The sequence below is a fragment of the Allobosea sp. CCNWLY174 genome, assembly GCF_037120455.1.
Lineage (GTDB): Bacteria > Pseudomonadota > Alphaproteobacteria > Rhizobiales > Beijerinckiaceae > Allobosea > Allobosea lupini.
Genome location: NZ_JBBBBQ010000001.1, coordinates 743,955 through 758,985 on the forward strand (window position 1 = coordinate 743,955; position 15,031 = coordinate 758,985).

The 15,031-nt window shown below is 66.2% G+C and carries 14 protein-coding genes and 1 tRNA gene; 7 read left to right on the plus strand and 8 right to left on the minus strand.

The genetic code is table 11. From position 1 onward, the window contains the following. The 3 genes from V7S63_RS03545 to V7S63_RS03555 are packed head-to-tail and all read left to right on the plus strand — an operon-like array spanning window position 1 to window position 2,915. The gene (locus V7S63_RS03545; protein WP_100963409.1) at window positions 1-894 is read left to right on the plus strand and encodes an ABC transporter permease; all 894 of its coding nucleotides are present in this window, start codon (window positions 1-3) and stop codon (window positions 892-894) included. Window positions 895-897: 3 nt separating this feature from the next. Further along, window positions 898-1,938, plus strand: coding sequence for an ABC transporter ATP-binding protein (locus V7S63_RS03550; protein WP_336529222.1), 1,041 nt, complete (start codon window positions 898-900; stop codon window positions 1,936-1,938). Next, window positions 1,935-2,915: an ABC transporter ATP-binding protein gene (locus V7S63_RS03555; protein WP_336529223.1), complete on the plus strand. Its 981-nt coding sequence runs from the start codon at window positions 1,935-1,937 to the stop codon at window positions 2,913-2,915. The genes V7S63_RS03550 and V7S63_RS03555 overlap by 4 nt, the downstream gene beginning before the upstream one ends. Window positions 2,916-3,611: 696 nt before the next feature. Here V7S63_RS03555 and V7S63_RS03560 read toward each other — a convergent pair. Both V7S63_RS03560 and glpK read right to left on the minus strand, forming a co-directional pair. Further along, window positions 3,612-3,685, minus strand: a tRNA-Gln gene (locus V7S63_RS03560). Between the two features lie 161 nt (window positions 3,686-3,846). Further along, complete coding sequence (glpK, locus tag V7S63_RS03565; RefSeq protein ID WP_336529224.1) at window positions 3,847-5,349, minus strand: glycerol kinase GlpK; 1,503 nt, start codon at window positions 5,347-5,349, stop codon at window positions 3,847-3,849. A 231-nt stretch (window positions 5,350-5,580) separates the two neighbouring features. On the opposite strand from glpK, the gene V7S63_RS03570 reads away from it, so the two are divergent. Continuing rightward, window positions 5,581-6,681 carry a Ppx/GppA phosphatase family protein gene (locus V7S63_RS03570; protein ID WP_244543678.1) on the plus strand — a complete coding sequence of 367 codons (1,101 nt, stop codon included), beginning with the start codon at window positions 5,581-5,583 and terminating at the stop codon, window positions 6,679-6,681. Next, complete coding sequence (locus V7S63_RS03575) at window positions 6,678-7,403, plus strand: RlmE family RNA methyltransferase (RefSeq protein WP_336529225.1); 726 nt, start codon at window positions 6,678-6,680, stop codon at window positions 7,401-7,403. Before V7S63_RS03570 ends, V7S63_RS03575 begins: the two co-directional genes overlap by 4 nt. Before the next feature lie 9 nt (window positions 7,404-7,412). Here V7S63_RS03575 and V7S63_RS03580 read toward each other — a convergent pair whose 3' ends face one another. From V7S63_RS03580 to dctP, 4 genes are all read right to left on the minus strand, one after another. After that, window positions 7,413-7,847: a type II 3-dehydroquinate dehydratase gene (locus V7S63_RS03580; protein ID WP_100958939.1), complete on the minus strand. Its 435-nt coding sequence runs from the start codon at window positions 7,845-7,847 to the stop codon at window positions 7,413-7,415. A 19-nt stretch (window positions 7,848-7,866) separates the two neighbouring features. Further along, window positions 7,867-9,162, minus strand: a complete 1,296-nt coding sequence (locus V7S63_RS03585) for a TRAP transporter large permease (protein ID WP_091829812.1) — start codon at window positions 9,160-9,162, stop codon at window positions 7,867-7,869. After that, complete coding sequence (locus tag V7S63_RS03590; RefSeq protein ID WP_336529226.1) at window positions 9,159-9,677, minus strand: TRAP transporter small permease; 519 nt, start codon at window positions 9,675-9,677, stop codon at window positions 9,159-9,161. The genes V7S63_RS03585 and V7S63_RS03590 overlap by 4 nt, the downstream gene beginning before the upstream one ends. A 102-nt stretch (window positions 9,678-9,779) precedes the next feature. Beyond that, window positions 9,780-10,763, minus strand: coding sequence for a TRAP transporter substrate-binding protein DctP (gene dctP / locus V7S63_RS03595; RefSeq protein WP_336529227.1), 984 nt, complete (start codon window positions 10,761-10,763; stop codon window positions 9,780-9,782). A gap of 174 nt (window positions 10,764-10,937) precedes the next feature. On the opposite strand from dctP, the gene V7S63_RS03600 reads away from it, so the two are divergent. Further along, complete coding sequence (locus V7S63_RS03600; protein ID WP_336529228.1) at window positions 10,938-11,612, plus strand: GntR family transcriptional regulator; 675 nt, start codon at window positions 10,938-10,940, stop codon at window positions 11,610-11,612. Between the two features lie 81 nt (window positions 11,613-11,693). Here V7S63_RS03600 and glpX read toward each other — a convergent pair whose 3' ends face one another. Together glpX and V7S63_RS03610 are read right to left on the minus strand one after the other, a co-directional pair. Further along, on the minus strand, window positions 11,694-12,692 hold the full coding sequence (gene glpX / locus V7S63_RS03605) for a class II fructose-bisphosphatase (RefSeq protein WP_091829820.1): 999 nt from the start codon (window positions 12,690-12,692) through the stop codon (window positions 11,694-11,696). Between the two features lie 95 nt (window positions 12,693-12,787). Beyond that, window positions 12,788-14,128, minus strand: coding sequence for a homoserine dehydrogenase (locus V7S63_RS03610; RefSeq protein WP_336529660.1), 1,341 nt, complete (start codon window positions 14,126-14,128; stop codon window positions 12,788-12,790). Here V7S63_RS03610 and V7S63_RS03615 point away from each other — a divergent pair. Next, a complete protein-coding gene (locus V7S63_RS03615) occupies window positions 14,127-15,029 on the plus strand; it encodes a hypothetical protein (protein ID WP_336529229.1) in 903 nt (300 codons plus the stop codon). The two genes, V7S63_RS03610 and V7S63_RS03615, sit on opposite strands and share 2 nt — an antisense overlap. Window positions 15,030-15,031: the final 2 nt, after the last annotated feature.

A 15,031-nucleotide genomic window follows, 5' to 3' on the forward strand; every position in this document is an offset into this window, starting at 1 on the left:
ATGAGTGCGGTGACGTCTCCGGCCGCCATGCCGGCTGTCCCCCAGCCGGTGCGCTCTCCCGGCTACTGGTCCGGCGTCTTCAGGCGCTTCCGCAAGGACAAGGTCGCGGTCGGTGCCGGCATCGTCGTGCTGCTGATCATCCTGATGGCGGTCTTCGCCGATTATATCGCCCCGGCCGACCCGACCCGTTCCTCGATGCTGCGGCGCCTGCGCCCGATCGGCACGCCGGGCTATCCGCTCGGTGCCGACGAGCTCGGCCGCGACATGCTCTCGCGCCTGATCCACGGCGCCAGGCTGTCGCTGTTCATGGGCGTGGTGCCGGTCTTCATCGCCTTCGGTTTCGGCTCGCTGATCGGGGTCGCTGCCGGCTTCTTCGGCGGCAAGTTCAACACGATCACGATGCGCACCGTCGACATCTTCTACGCCTTCCCCTCGGTGCTGCTGGCGATCGCGCTCTCGGGCGCTCTCGGCGCCGGTGTCTTCAACTCGCTGCTCTCGCTAACCATCGTCTTCATCCCGCCGATCGCCCGCATCGCCGAGAGCGTGACGACGCAGGTGCGCTCGATGGACTATGTCGAGGCGGCGCGGGCCAGCGGTGCCGGCTCCGGCACGATCATCCGCGTTCACGTCCTCGGCAACGTGCTCGGTCCGATCTTCGTCTACGCCACGAGCCTGATCTCGGTCTCGATGATCCTGGCCTCGGGCCTCTCCTTCCTTGGCCTCGGCACCAAGCCGCCGACCCCGGAATGGGGCCTGATGCTAAACACGCTGCGTACCGCGATCTATGTCCAGCCCTGGGTCGCAGCGCTGCCGGGCGTCGCGATCTTCATCACCTCGATCTCCTTCAACCTGCTCTCGGACGGGCTGCGCTCGGCCATGGACGTGAAAGGCTGAGCCATGTCGCTCTCGCTCCATGCCGAAGACGGACTCGACCGCGGCGGCGCCGGCACGCCGCTGCTCGAGGCGCGGACGCTGACCAAGCATTTCCCGCTCGGGCGCGGCGCGGTGGTGCGCGCCGTCGACGGTGTCGACTTCACGGTGATGAAGGGCGAGACGCTCGGCGTCGTCGGCGAATCCGGCTGCGGCAAGTCGACGACCGCGCGCGTGGTGATGCAGCTGATCCCGCAGGACGAGGGCCAGATGCTGTTCGATGGCGAGGCCGTCGGCAGCTCGGCGCTGTCGCTCAAGGACTATCGCCGCCAGGCGCAGATGGTCTTCCAGGATTCCTTCGCCTCGCTCAACCCGCGGCTGTCCATCGAGGATTCGATCGCTTTCGGACCCATGGTGCACGGCGTCCCCAAGTCGGGCGCGATCCTGCGGGCCCGCGACCTGCTCGCCCGGGTCGGGCTCGATCCGGCCCGCTTCGCGGCACGCTATCCGCACGAGCTCTCCGGCGGCCAGCGCCAGCGCGTCAACATCGCCCGGGCGCTGGCGCTGGGGCCGCGCCTCGTCATCCTCGACGAAGCCGTCTCGGCGCTCGACAAATCGGTCGAGGCGCAGGTGCTCAACCTGCTGATGGACCTGCGCGAGGAGTTCGGGCTGACCTACATCTTCATCAGCCACGACCTCAACGTCGTTCGCTTCATCAGCGACCGCGTCATGGTGATGTATCTCGGCGAGGTCGTCGAGATCGGCCCGGTCGAGGAGCTCTACGACGATCCGCGCCATCCCTATACGAAGGCGCTGCTCTCGGCGATGCCGTCGATGGACCCGGACAACCGGACGATGGAGGCGCCGCTCGCCGGCGATCCGCCGAACCCGATCAATCCGCCGGAAGGCTGCCGTTTCCATCCGCGCTGTCCGCAGGCCCAGACGATCTGTTCCAAGGCCAAGCCGGCGCTGACCCCGGTCGGCGCCGGCCAGCGGCTTGCCGCCTGCCACATGGAGATTCCCGGCTCCGGCCATAGCCGCGCGCCCGCGCTGGAGGATGCCGCATGACGACACCTCTCGTCGCGATGGAGAACGTCACCGTCCGCTTCAAGGGCGCGCAGACGGTCCATGCGGTCAATGGCGTCTCGCTGACGCTGGAGCCCGGCAAGGTGCTCGGCATTCTCGGCGAATCCGGTTCCGGCAAGAGCGTCACCCTGAAGACGCTGCTGCGCCTCCTGCCGGAGACCCGCACCGAGATCGGCGGCAAGGTCATGGTCGACGGCAAGGACGTGCTGGCGCTTGGCGCACAGGAACTCTCGGATTATCGCGGCGCCGTCACCTCGATGATCTTCCAGGATCCGGCGCTGGCGCTCGATCCGGTCTACACCGTCGGCGAGCAGATCGCCGAGGCGATCGTCCGGCATGAGAAGCTCTCGGCGAAGCAGGCGATGGCGCGCGCGCTCGAGCTGCTCGAGCTGGTGCGAATCCCCTCGCCCGAGCGGCGACTCAAGGCCTATCCGCACGAAATGTCCGGCGGCATGCGCCAGCGCGCCATGATCGCGCTGGCGCTCGCCGCCCGGCCGAAGCTCCTGCTCGCCGACGAGCCGACGACGGCGCTCGACGCGACCGTGCAGATCCAGATCCTCCTGCTTCTGCGCCAGCTCCAGCGCGATCTCGGCATGGGCGTGATCTTCGTCACCCACGACATCGGCGTCGCGGTCGAGGTCTCGGACCGTCTCGCCGTGATGTATGCCGGCCAGATCGTCGAGACCGGCACGGTGCGCGAACTGCTGAGGGATCCGCGCCATCCCTATACGCGGGGTCTCCTTGCGGCGAACCTGCATGGCGCGAAGAAGGGCGAGCGGCTGGAAGCGATCCCCGGCGCGCCACCGCCGCTGAACGAGGCCCCTTCCTCCTGCTCATTCGCGCCACGCTGCAAGCAGGCGCAGGACATATGCCGAGCAAACTTGCCTCCTGCCGTGGCACTTGGCGAAGGCCGGCTCGTCCGCTGCGTTCAGGTGGAGGCCGCGCTCACTCCGGCCTAACTTTCAGCCGCGCCGGAAGCATTGCGAAGCGCGCAATTGTGCAGGCAATCTCACTATCGCGAGAGGCAACGTCCTGCTTTTGCGTCTACCGATTTGGGTCAGTGCCTGTTCCGATTGCTGGTACATCGGCCGCATGCCAAGGCCGGCAGACACAGAACCAGTTCGACGCATGCGGACGGAGGTGTTGGCCCATAGCGGGGAAATTCTTAGACTAGGCGGTACTGGAACAGCTTATCGCGCGACGAGAATAGGCGCCGGCATCACTCCAGCATGGCAACCTGACGATCCTGTTCCATGTCTGGTTCGAATTTCGGCACGAGGTGGCGACCGAGAACCAGACGTTGCCGGAGTCTACAATGGGCCAGCCCCGACCTCGCCGCCCAATCGCCAAGCTAGGCTGCCCAAAACCGGAGGTCGGCAGAGTCCGTTCGGGGCCAAAAGTGGACCTCAACCTATTTCCCCGCCACGGCTGCCATAACGGACGATGCTATGGGTGATCCGGGATAATAAACCTGCCGACAAGGACCAGCAGATCCGTTAAATCGGCTTGCACTCGTATGCGATCGCGCGCACGCGGTCAGGCCGGACCTTTAGACTAAACTCGAGGCCAAAAGAGCAGGCGCGACAGCGTGTCGCGCCACGTCCGACTGTTACAGCGATTTTATATTTCGCTTTTAAATCAACCACTTAGTGGAGTGGCTGGGGGACTAGGATTCGAACCTAGACAACCAGAGTCAGAGTCTGGGGTCCTACCGTTAGACGATCCCCCAACGGGCGCGTTGTCTGCGACGCGTCGGATGGGGGCGATCTAAACAACCTCGCGCCCGGTTGCAAGCCTTCTGTGACGATTTCGACATGCGAGCCGCTCACTGCGCCTTGCACAGCATCTCAAGCGATCGCCAGAGCCCACGCGACTGGACAGCGGCGCGCGTCAGCTCCCGCTCAGCGTGCGCCTGACGGCGTCGCGCCAGCCGGCAACGTGGTTACGGCGCGTCTCCTCGGCGAGGCCAGGCGAGAATCGCCGCTCCAGCCGCCAGCGATCGGCGAACTGCGTCGGCTCGGGCAGAAGCCCGGCGTCGAGGCCGGCAAGATAGGCCGCGCCCAGCGCGGTGGTCTCCAGCACCTGCGGCCGATCGACCGGGGCGGCGAGGATGTCGGCGAGGCGCTGCATCGTCCAGTCGGAGGCGACCATGCCGCCATCGACACGCAGCACCGTCTCCGCCCCATCCGCCTCCGGCCAGTCGGAGCGCATCGCTTCCAGCAGGTCCAGTGTCTGGAAGCAGACCGAATCAAGCGCGGCACGGGCGAATTCGCGTGGACCCGTATTGCGCGTCAGCCCGAATAGGGCGCCGCGGGCGTTGGCGTCCCAATGCGGCGCGCCGAGGCCGGTGAAGGCCGGCACCAGATAGACCTGCTGCCCGGGATCGGCCTTGGCCGCGAGCGGGCCGCTGTCGGAGGCCTTCTCGATGATGCCGAGCCCGTCGCGCAGCCATTGCACGGCGGCACCGGCGATGAAGATCGAGCCCTCCAGCGCGTAATGGCGCACACCCTTGAGCTGATAGGCGATGGTCGAGAGCAGGCGATTCTGCGAGGTGACGGCCCTGGTGCCGGTGTTGAGCAGCGCGAAGCAGCCGGTGCCATAGGTCGACTTCAGCATGCCGGGCTCGAAGCAGGCCTGGCCCACGGTCGCCGCCTGCTGGTCGCCCGCGATGCCGCGAATCGCGATCGCGCCGCCGAGCAGGCCAGGTTCGCTGTCGCCGAAATGGGTGGCGCAGTCGCGGACGTCAGGCAGCATTGCGGCGGGAATGTCGAGCAGCGCCAGCAATTTCTCGTCCCAACGCCCCTGATGGATGTCGAACAGCATGGTGCGCGAGGCGTTGGTCGCGTCGGTGGCATGGACCCGCCCGCCGGTGAGGCGCCAGAGCAGGAAGCTGTCGACCGTGCCGAAGGCGAGCTCGCCGCGCTTGGCCCGCTCGCGGGCTCCGGGGACGTGGTCGAGGATCCAGGCGATCTTGGTGCCGGAGAAATAGGGATCGATGCGCAGGCCGGTGCGCTCGGCGACCAGCTTGCCGTGGCCTTCCGCTTCCAGCGCGGCGCAGCGCTCGGCGGTGCGCCGGTCCTGCCAGACGATGGCGCGGTGGATCGCCTGTCCGGTGCTGCGGTCCCAGACCAGCGTGGTCTCGCGCTGGTTGGTGATGCCGATCGCCGCGACCTCCCCTGCCCGCGCCTCGGCGCGCGCCAGCGCCTGCCGACAGACCGAGAGCGTGCTCTCCCAGAGATCCTCCGCCTCGTGTTCGACCCAGCCCGAAGCCGGATAATGCTGCGGGAACTCCTGCTGGGCACTGGCGAGCGGCTGCAGATTCTCATCGAACAGGATGGCGCGGGAGGACGTCGTACCCTGGTCGATCGCCAGAATCATGCGCCGCGCCGCCATGCCGTTTCTCCCGATTGGTCGCCGCCGGCTTGGTCATGCCGGCCGAGGCGAGCTTTGCCGCGAAGACGGGACACAGGCAAGCGCCGCCGACCATGCCGCAGTTTCGCCACAGGTTCCGCTTGGCAGGGGCCGCGTGCTGTTGTTACGCTGCCCTTCGAATGGAAACGTTCCAGCTTCTTGCTGGACTCCGGCGGGCCACCATGACGGTCCTGACCGGCGAAGGGTTAGCCAGTGACGGTCGAAGACCGCCAGGATTCCGACCGCCCCCTCGTGGCGGTGGTCCCTCTACCGGGCGAGCGGCCCGCGCCGCCGGACGCGGTTCGTTTCGCTCCGGCCCCGTTCCAGCGCCCTCATCCGACCACTTACGCCGCGCTCGATCTCGGCACCAACAATTGCCGTCTGCTGATCGCCCGGCCGGCCCAGCACGGCTTCCGGGTCGTCGACGCGTTTTCGCGGATCGTGCGACTCGGCGAGGGACTCGGCGCCAGCGGGAAGCTTTGCGACGACGCGATGGATCGGGCGGTCGAAGCTCTCAAGGTCTGCAAGAGCAAGATGGACCATCGCGGCGTCACCCGGGCCCGCCTGATCACCACAGAAGCCTGCCGGGCCGCGACCAATGGTATCGAGTTCGTCCGCCGCGTCGGCGAGGAAGCAAGGCTCGAACTCGAGATCGTCGACCAGCGCACGGAAGCCTCGCTCGCCGTCACCGGCTGCGCCGCGCTGGCGGCACCGGAAGCCGGCGCAGTCATCGTCTTCGACATCGGCGGCGGCTCGACCGAAATCGTCTGGCTCGGCGGACGCGAGGCCGGGCGCGACCCCGCCTCCCGCATCCGCGAATGGGCCTCGCTGCCGATCGGCGTGGTCTCGGTGGCGGAGCGCTATGGCGGCATCGAGGTCGGGCGCGAGAAGTTCGAGCGCATGGTCACCGATTGCAGCGAGGCGCTGGCGCCGTTTGCGGCAAAGGCCGCGGCGGCGCGGAATGCGCCGAATTTTCACCTGCTCGGCACCTCCGGTACCGTCACCACCGTCGCTGGCATCCATTTGCGCCTGCCGCGCTATGACCGGCGGCAGGTCGACGGGCTGTGGATGCAGGATCGGGACATCTGCAGCGTCATCGACGAACTCGTCGCGATGGACTATGCCCAGCGTCAGGCCAATGCCTGCATCGGCCGCGAGCGGGCCGATCTGGTGCTCGCCGGCTGCGCCATCTTCGAGGCGATCCGGCGGGCCTTCCCGAGCCCGAAGGTGCGCATCGCCGATCGCGGCCTGCGCGAAGGCATCCTGCTCAGGATGATGCACGAGGATCGCGCCTGGTGGCGCCGAAGGCAATGACGACAACAAAATCCGGCAGCGGCGGTGGCGCACGCGACCTGCGCATCAAGGTCAAGAAGCCCGCCAAGCGCAGCCATTCCTCGCAGCTCTGGCTCGAGCGCCAGCTGAACGACCCCTATGTGAAGCGGGCGCGCGAAATGGGCTATCGCTCGCGCGCGGCGTTCAAGCTCGCCGAGATGGACGAGCGCTACAAGTTCCTCAAAACCGGCCAGAAGCTGGTCGATCTCGGCTGCGCGCCGGGCGGCTGGTGCCAGGTCGCAGGAGCCAAGATCGGGCTTGAGAACGGCAAGGGCCGGATCGTTGGCATCGACCTCCTGCCGGTCGACCCCATCCCACATGTCGAGCTGATCGAGCTCGACTTCATGTCGGAGGAAGCCCCTGCCCTGTTGACGGAAAAACTCGGCGGCAAGGCCGACGGCGTGATGTCCGACATGGCCGGAAATACCACCGGCCATAAGAAAACCGACCATCTGCGGATCATCGGCCTCGCCGAGGCAGCGCTCGAATTCGCCAACAGCGTGCTGGCACCGGGCGGCTTTTTCCTCGCCAAGCTCTTCCAGGGTGGCGACACGGCCGGGCTGCTGGCGGAGCTGAAGCGCGATTTCGCCCAGGTGCGCAACATCAAGCCGGCAGCGAGTCGGGCCGATTCCTCCGAACTCTACGTGCTGGCGACCGGCTTTCGGCGCAAGGCCGAGTCTGCGGACGACAGCGAGCCCGGTTGACGTCGAGCCCTATCGGCTCGCGAGATCGATCGCCGCCTTGACCGCCACCACATAGCCCTGCGGGCCGAGCCCGGCGATGACCGCCGTCGCCGCCAGCGAGACATAGGATTTGTGGTAGTGCGGCTCGCGCCGGTGGATGTTGGAGATGTGCAACTCGACGACCGGCCCGGGAAACATCTTCAGGGCGTCGAGGATCGCGATCGAGGTGAATGAATAGGCGGCGGGGTTGATCACGATCGCTTCGCCTTGATCGATCGCCTCGTGGATCCAGTCGATCAGCTCGTATTCGCGATTGCTCTGGCGGAAGACGATCTCGCGCCCGCCGGCCGTCGCTCGACACATCGTCTCGATCTCGGCGAGCGTGGTCGAGCCGTAGATCTGCGGCTCGCGCGTGCCGAGCCGGTTCAGATTGGGGCCGTTGAGGACGTAGATCGGTTTGCTCACGGTTGGGGGTCCTGTCCTGTCAGCCCTGGTAGCCCATCAGGCGCGGCAGCCAGAGCACGAGGCTGGGGAAGAAGGTGATCAGCGCCAGTGCGACCAGCATGGCGCCGAGGAAGGGCATGCACTCGCGCACGATCAGGCGCAGCGGCACCTCGGCGATGTTGGTCATGATGAAGAGCAGCAGGCCGTAGGGCGGCGTGATCAGCCCCAGCATGATGTTGACGACGACGACCACGCCAAAATGCACCATGTCGATGCCGAGCGCCTTGGCGGTCGGGATCAGCACTGGAACCACGATGAGCAGGATCGCGGTGCCTTCGAGCAGGCAGCCGAGGATCAGCAGCAGCACGTTGACCAGGATCAGGAAGCCGAGCGGCGACAGGTTCCAGCCGGCCAGCAGCACGCGCAGGCTGTCCGGAATGTTCTCGATGGTGACGACGTAGTTGAAGACCAGCGCTCCGGCGATCAGCATGCCGATCGAGGCGGTGGTGCGGGCGCTGTAGGCGAGCGAACCGTAGAAGGCGCGAAAGCTGACGCTGCGATAGAGCAGCACCGAGACGGCGAGCGCATAGGCGGCGGCGACCGCGGCAGCCTCGGTCGGCGTCGTCGCGCCACCATAGATCCCGCCCAGCAGCACGACCGGCATCATCAGCGCCGGAAAGGCGCGCCAGGTGATCCCGGGCAGCTGCCGCAAGGGGATAGGCGGCTCGACCGGGAAATCGCGCCGTTTTGCCGCCGAGGCGACGATCGTCATCTGCGCCAGCGCCATCAGCAGGCCAGGAATGACCCCGCCGAGAAAGAGGAAGCCGATCGAGGCGTCCGAGACCAGCGCGTAAAGCACCATCGGGATCGAGGGCGGGATGATCGGCCCGATCACAGAGGAGGCAGCGGTCAGCGCCGCCGCGAAGGCCGGCGGGTATTTGCCGTCCTTGGTCATCATCGCCTGCATCATCCGGCCGGTGCCGGCGGCGTCGGCGATGGCCGAGCCCGACATGCCGGCGAAGATCACGCTCTGGACGATGTTGACATGGGCGAGCCCGCCCCTGAAGCGACCGACCAGCGCGTCGCAGAAGCGCAGCAGCCGTTCCGTCATCGAGCCGATGTTCATCAGTTCCGCCGCCAGGATGAAGAGCGGCACGGCGAGAATGACGTAGTTGGTGTACATGCCGTTGAGCAATTGCTCGGCGGCGATCGAGAGATCCTGTCCGGCGACGAGCAGATACAGGATCGAGCCTGCGATCATCGCATGGCCGATCGGCAGGCCGAGCAGCGACAGCGTGACGATGGCGAGGATGGCGAGGGAGAACGGCGTGCTCATACGCCCGAGCCCGCCTTGGTGGGATCGAAGGCCTCGGGCGCCTTGCCGCGTGAGGCGCTGAAGCCGAGCCAGAGATAGCGGATGATCGCGCCGACCGCGAAGGCGATGTAGATCGCGTAGACCCAGTTAAACGGGATCTTCAGATAGGCGGTGCGCTCGACTTTCATGAAGGCGACGTAATCGGCCATCGCCGGCAGCGAGATCACGTAGAGCACGACAAGCGCGACCGACGTGATCAGCGCCATCAGCCGGCGCGGACCTGGCCCGACCGCGCCATAGATGATGTCGAAGCGGATCTCCTCGCTCTCGCGCAACACGAAGCCGGCGCCGAACAGCACCAGCCAGAGCCAGAGGATCACGCTGATCTCATGGGTCCAGCCAATCGGGAAGTTGAGCAGATAGCGGAAGACGATCTGCACCAGGAAGACGAGGAACATCGCCCCCAGCATCAGCGCGAGCAGGTTCTCGGCCCGGCGCGCCATGAAGGCGCCGAGTGCTTTCAGCGAGTTCAGCATCGCCCCTCCGGTGAAATTCGGCCCGCCGGCCCCTCCGTCGGCGGGCCACGCCGCCCCCGAAGGACCGGCGCTAGACCTCGGTCGCTCAAGCTTAGCGAAACGCTAGAGCGCGTTGATCTTGTCGAGCATGCCGGGCACCCAGCCCTTGGCCAGCTCTGATTCCAGGTACTTCTTCTGGGCAAAGTCGCGGAAGGCCTTGAGATCGGGCGTATAGACCTCGAGCCCCTGCTTCTTGAAGAAGTCGACCAACTCGGCCTCCTTGGCCAGGTGCTCCTTGGTGCTCCAGTCGATCGCGGCGTCAGCCGCGGCCTGGAAGGCGGCCTGCTTCTTCGCATCCATCCCGTCCCAGACGCGCTTGGTGACGCATAGCAGGTCGAAGCCGACGAGATGCGAGGTCAGCACGATCTGCGAGGAGACCTCGTAGAATTTCATGTTCTGGACGTTTGGCAGCGGATTGTCCTGCCCGTCGATCGCGCCGCTCTGCAGGCCGGTGTAGACCTCGGCATAGGCCATCGGCGTCGGGTTGGCGCCAAGCGACTGGCCGAGGAATTGCCAGGCGTCGCCGCCGGGCATGCGCAATTTGACGCCAGCGAGATCTGCCGGGGTGCTGATCTTCTTCTTTGGCTTGAGGCCGACCTGGCGGGCGCCGAAGTAGGTCGGGCCGAGAATTTTGATGTTGAGCTTGTCCTCGGCGATCTTCTTGAGATCGCGGCCGACATCGCTGGCGAAGACCTTCTTGAGGTGGTCGGCATCGCGGAAGAGATAGGCCGAGGTGACGATCGACCAGGCCGGAATCTGGTTCGAGACGTCCTGCGGCGCGATGTTCCCCATTTCGAGGTTGTTGCGCTGCATGGCGACGAGTTCGGTGCCCTGCTTGAACAGGTTGCCGCCGTAATAGGGCTGCAGCGCGAAGTCGTCTTTGATGGCCTCGGCGAAGCGCTTCATCATTTCGGCGCGGATGTCCTGCTCCGAGAAAACCGCCGAAAATCGCAGATTGGGCTTGCCCTGTGCGAGCGCGGCACCACCCGTCAGCGCAAGAGCGCCGCCGGCCGCCAGAAGCGCACGCCTGTCGATACCGTGTTTCATGCCGTTCCTCCCGTGCGGGTTGGCCCGCTTCGAAGCAGACCATGCCCAAGCGCATATCAGCAATCAACAGGTATTTTCGATTTCCTCCGATGATTTCAATTTTGCCATAATAATTGTGCCTCCTCCGCTCCGCAGCTAGGATGCTCCCTCTGCCGCACTTGCCACGGATCATGCATGCTGAATTACGCCCCGCCGACCGCCTCGATCGGAGAGCTGGCCTATCGCCGGATCCGCGCCGACATCGTCTTCGGGCGGCTGGTACCGGCGCAGCGGCTCAAGCTCGACGACCTGCGCGAGACCTACGGCACCAGCATCAGCACACTGCGCGAGATCCTGAACCGGCTCTCTTCGGAAGGGCTGGTCGAGGCCGAGGGCCAGAAGGGCTTCATGGTCGCGCCGGTCTCCGCCAGCAATCTGAGCGAGATCGCGGCGCTGCGGCTACTGCTGGAGGGACACGCGCTGGCGCAATCCTTCACGGCCGGTGACATGGAGTGGGAAGGCCGCGTCGTCGCCGCCCATCACAAGCTCGCCCTGATGGAAAAGCGGATGCTCGACAATGATCGCGCCGATCCGGAACTCTGGAAGCGCTATGACTGGGAATTCCATCACGCGCTGATCTCGGCCTGCGGCTCGCAGGTGCTGATGGAGACGCACGCCTCGGTCTATGACCGCTATCTGCGCTATCAGATGGTCGCGGTGATCTTCCGCGGCGAGGCGGCGGCGCAGGAGCACCAGACCCTGCTCGACTGCGCGATGCGGCGCGACATCGCGCGTGCCACCGCCGTCCTGGCAACGCATATCAACGCCTGCGTCGAGCACACCCTCGCCGGCGGCACCCTGGAAGGCTGAAGCGGCGCAGGTCGGCTCAATAACAAAGCCCGCGCCGCGGCTTTTGCGGAACGGGCTTTGCAGCTGCAACAGCTCCAGAGCTCAGTCGAGCTGGAACTTCGACAGCTCGCGATGCTCGCCATAGATGCGGCGGACCGTGCCGGTGATCGAGCGATAGACGATCGTCTCGGTCTCGATCACCTCGGGCCCGAAGCGCACACCCGAGAGCATGCCGCCATCGGTGACGCCGGTGGCGCAGACGATGACGTCGCCCGAGGCCATCTCCGACATATCGTATTTCTTGTTGGGGTCCTTGACGCCCATGGTCGCGGCGCGTGCCCGCTTCTCCTCGGTGTCGAGGATCAGGCGGCCCTGCATCTGGCCACCGACGCAGCGCAGCGCCGCCGCAGCGAGCACGCCTTCCGGCGCGCCGCCGATGCCGAGATAAAGGTCGATGCCGGTCTTCTCCGGCTCGGTGCAGAAGATCACGCCGGCAACGTCGCCATCGGTGATCAGGCGGATCGAGGCGCCGGTCTTGCGAACTTCAGCAATGAGCTTCTCGTGGCGCGGCCGGTCCATGATCAGCGTGTTGATCTCGTGCGGCTTGACGCCCTTGGCGCGGGCGAGCGCGTTGATGTTGTCCGCGGCCGAGGCGTCGAGATCGACGATCCCCTGCGGGTAGCCCGGGCCGATCGCGATCTTGTTCATGTAGACGTCGGGGGCGTAGAGCAGCTGGCCGGCACCGGCCATCGCCATCACCGCGATCGAGCCTGGCATGTCCTTGGCGCAGAGCGTGGTGCCCTCGAGCGGGTCGACGGCGATGTGGACCTTGGGGCCCTGCTTGTTGCCGACCTTCTCGCCGATGAAGAGCATCGGCGCCTCGTCGCGCTCGCCCTCGCCGATGACGATCTCGCCATCGATCGGCAGGCGGTTGAGCTCGCGCCGCATCGCGTCGACCGCGGCCTGGTCGGCCGCCTTCTCGTCGCCATGACCACGCAGGCGGGCGGCGGCGACGGCGGCGCGCTCGGTGACGCGAACCAGCTCCATCGAGAGATAGCGCTCGATGATCTGGTCGGGGGAGATGCGGAGATCGACGGACATGGGGACTCCCTGAGCGCGTTAGCGGATGGCCGAGGTGAATAGCGAACGGATTGGCGATGATAAGGCTAAGCCGTGGGCGACCCAGCCTTTCACACTCATTCCCGCTCGATGCGGATGACTTGCGGCGCTTCTGCGATGTGACCGTCGGCGCTGACCTTCTCCAGGGCGCCGCGGATGGCCTGTTCGCTGGTGGCGTAGGTGATCAGCACGACCGGAACCGGTGCGCCGGAGCGCCCGCCGGGGTCGCGCTGGGCAGCAATCTCGGAGCGGCGCTGGACGATGCTTTCAAGCGAGATATCGGCCTGCGCCATCCGGGTCGCGATCGCGGCGGCCGCGCCGGGGCGGTCGGCGACGGCGAGACGGATATAGTAGCCGCCCTCGTGACGCTGCATCGGGGCGCGTGTCGGCTGTTCCAGACGGGCGACAGGCATGCCGAAGGGCTGGCCGGCGGTGCCGCGCGCGACGTCGGCGATATCGGCGATCACCGCCGAGGCGGTCGGGCCGCCGCCGGCGCCGGGACCGACCAAAGTGATCTCGCGGACGGCGTCGGCGTCGATCGTCACCGCATTGGTGACGCCCATCACCTGCGCGATCGCCGACGACTTCGGCACCATGGTCGGGTGCACGCGCTGCTCGATGCCGGTCTTGGTCCGCTCGGCGACGCCGAGCAGCTTGATCCGGTAGCCGAGTTCGTCGGCCATCTTCAGGTCGAGCGGCGTGATCGAGGAAATGCCTTCGACATGAATCGCTTCGGCGTCGATCTTCGTACCGAAGGCGAGGCTGGTCAGGATGGCGAGCTTGTGGGCGGTGTCGAAGCCCTCGACGTCGAAGGTCGGGTCGGCTTCGGCATAGCCGAGGCGCTGGGCGTCCTTCAGGCAGGCCTCGAAGGTCAGGCCCTCAAGCTCCATGCGCGAGAGGATGTAATTGCAGGTGCCGTTGAGGATGCCGTAGAGCCGGCTGACATTGTTGCCCGAGAGTGCCTCGCGCAGCGTCTTCACCACCGGGATGCCACCGGCCGAGGAGGCCTCGAAGGCGAGCGCCGCGCCATTGGCCTCGGCGAGCTCGGCGAGCGCGACGCCATGGGCGGCTAGCAGCGCCTTGTTGGCGGTGACGACATGCTTGCCGGCGGAAAGCGCGGTCTCGACCGCTTTCTTGGCAGGCCCGTCAGAGCCGCCGATCAGCTCGACCAGGCAATCGATCTCGGGGGACGCGGCGAGCGCGACCGGATCGTCGAACCAGGCAAAGCCGGATAGATCGATGCCACGATCGCGATTGCGATTACGGGCCGAGACCGCCGTCACGCGGATCGGCCGGCCACAGCGCGCGGCGAGCGCATTCTCCTGGCGCTTCAGAATGCCGGCGACCGCCGCGCCGACTGTTCCCAGGCCGGCGATGCCGACGCGCAGGGGCCTGATCTCGGAAGAAGCAGCGTGCATGGTCATGGCGCGGGGGTCGCATGAGGCGCGCGGGGAGTCAACGGCGGCAAAGCACTGTGAGCGACAGATCAACCTCCGGGCACGGATTTTGCTTCCATTGAGAAACGCGAGCCGCAGCGAGCGCTTTCCCGGGTGGAGGATTGCGATGCCGATGCCTGCCCTTCCGACAGACGCCATTGAAGTTGCCGATAACGCGCCTGTAGCGCCCCTGCCCGACCCCGCGCTCATCGCAGCACAGATCGATCGCGAGGGCTTCGCGGTGATCGACGACTATGTTCCGCCTGGCGATTTGCAGGAAGCCCAGGATTTCGTCAGGCGCGCGGTCAGCGGCAATGGCGGAAACTACTTGGCGATCGCCGGGCCCGAACGTCTGGACGGAACTTTCCTGAAACGCTGGCCGGAAGATTCCGACTTCCTGACGCTGTGCCGCGGCATCTATCAGAGCAGCATGGGCAAGCCCGCGCCGCAGCCGTCCTTCTACCAGATCCTGCGTTGCCTCTCCGGCGAGAGAGCTGCGGCCAACTCGCTGAATTTCCACTATGATTCCTACCTGCTCACGGCCTTGATCCCGATCCTGATGCCCGAGCGCGGCCAGAGCGGGGACCTGCTGATCATCCCCAACACCCGCAAACTGCGTGCCAGCTACGCGACGAACTTCCTCGACAAGATCCTGCTGGACAATCCGCTGTCGCAAGCGGCGCTGCGGCATCTCTATCGCCGCGGCCATCGCAGCATCAGACATCTCAAGCTGAAGCCGGGCGGCCTCTACCTGTTCAATGGCTACCGCTCGATCCATACCAACGAAGCGTGCGACCCCGATACGATCCGCTCCACCGCGATCCTGCACTATCTCGATCCGCATGCCGACAGCCCGCTGAAGCGGCTGTTGCGGCGGCATTGACG

What these genes read in the sequence shown, in the direction of transcription:
- dctP (WP_336529227.1), bottom strand. Translation starts at nt 10,763, where the DNA reads ATGAAACACGGTATCGACAGGCGTGCGCTTCTGGCGGCCGGCGGCGCT.
- V7S63_RS03600 (WP_336529228.1), top strand. Translation starts at nt 10,938, where the DNA reads ATGCTGAATTACGCCCCGCCGACCGCCTCGATCGGAGAGCTGGCCTAT.
- glpX (WP_091829820.1), bottom strand. Translation starts at nt 12,692, where the DNA reads ATGTCCGTCGATCTCCGCATCTCCCCCGACCAGATCATCGAGCGCTAT.
- V7S63_RS03590 (WP_336529226.1), bottom strand. Translation starts at nt 9,677, where the DNA reads ATGCTGAACTCGCTGAAAGCACTCGGCGCCTTCATGGCGCGCCGGGCC.
- V7S63_RS03545 (WP_100963409.1), top strand. Translation starts at nt 1, where the DNA reads ATGAGTGCGGTGACGTCTCCGGCCGCCATGCCGGCTGTCCCCCAGCCG.
- V7S63_RS03610 (WP_336529660.1), bottom strand. Translation starts at nt 14,128, where the DNA reads ATGCACGCTGCTTCTTCCGAGATCAGGCCCCTGCGCGTCGGCATCGCC.
- V7S63_RS03615 (WP_336529229.1), top strand. Translation starts at nt 14,127, where the DNA reads ATGGTCATGGCGCGGGGGTCGCATGAGGCGCGCGGGGAGTCAACGGCG.
- V7S63_RS03575 (WP_336529225.1), top strand. Translation starts at nt 6,678, where the DNA reads ATGACGACAACAAAATCCGGCAGCGGCGGTGGCGCACGCGACCTGCGC.
- V7S63_RS03555 (WP_336529223.1), top strand. Translation starts at nt 1,935, where the DNA reads ATGACGACACCTCTCGTCGCGATGGAGAACGTCACCGTCCGCTTCAAG.
- V7S63_RS03585 (WP_091829812.1), bottom strand. Translation starts at nt 9,162, where the DNA reads ATGAGCACGCCGTTCTCCCTCGCCATCCTCGCCATCGTCACGCTGTCG.
- glpK (WP_336529224.1), bottom strand. Translation starts at nt 5,349, where the DNA reads ATGGCGGCGCGGCGCATGATTCTGGCGATCGACCAGGGTACGACGTCC.
- V7S63_RS03550 (WP_336529222.1), top strand. Translation starts at nt 898, where the DNA reads ATGTCGCTCTCGCTCCATGCCGAAGACGGACTCGACCGCGGCGGCGCC.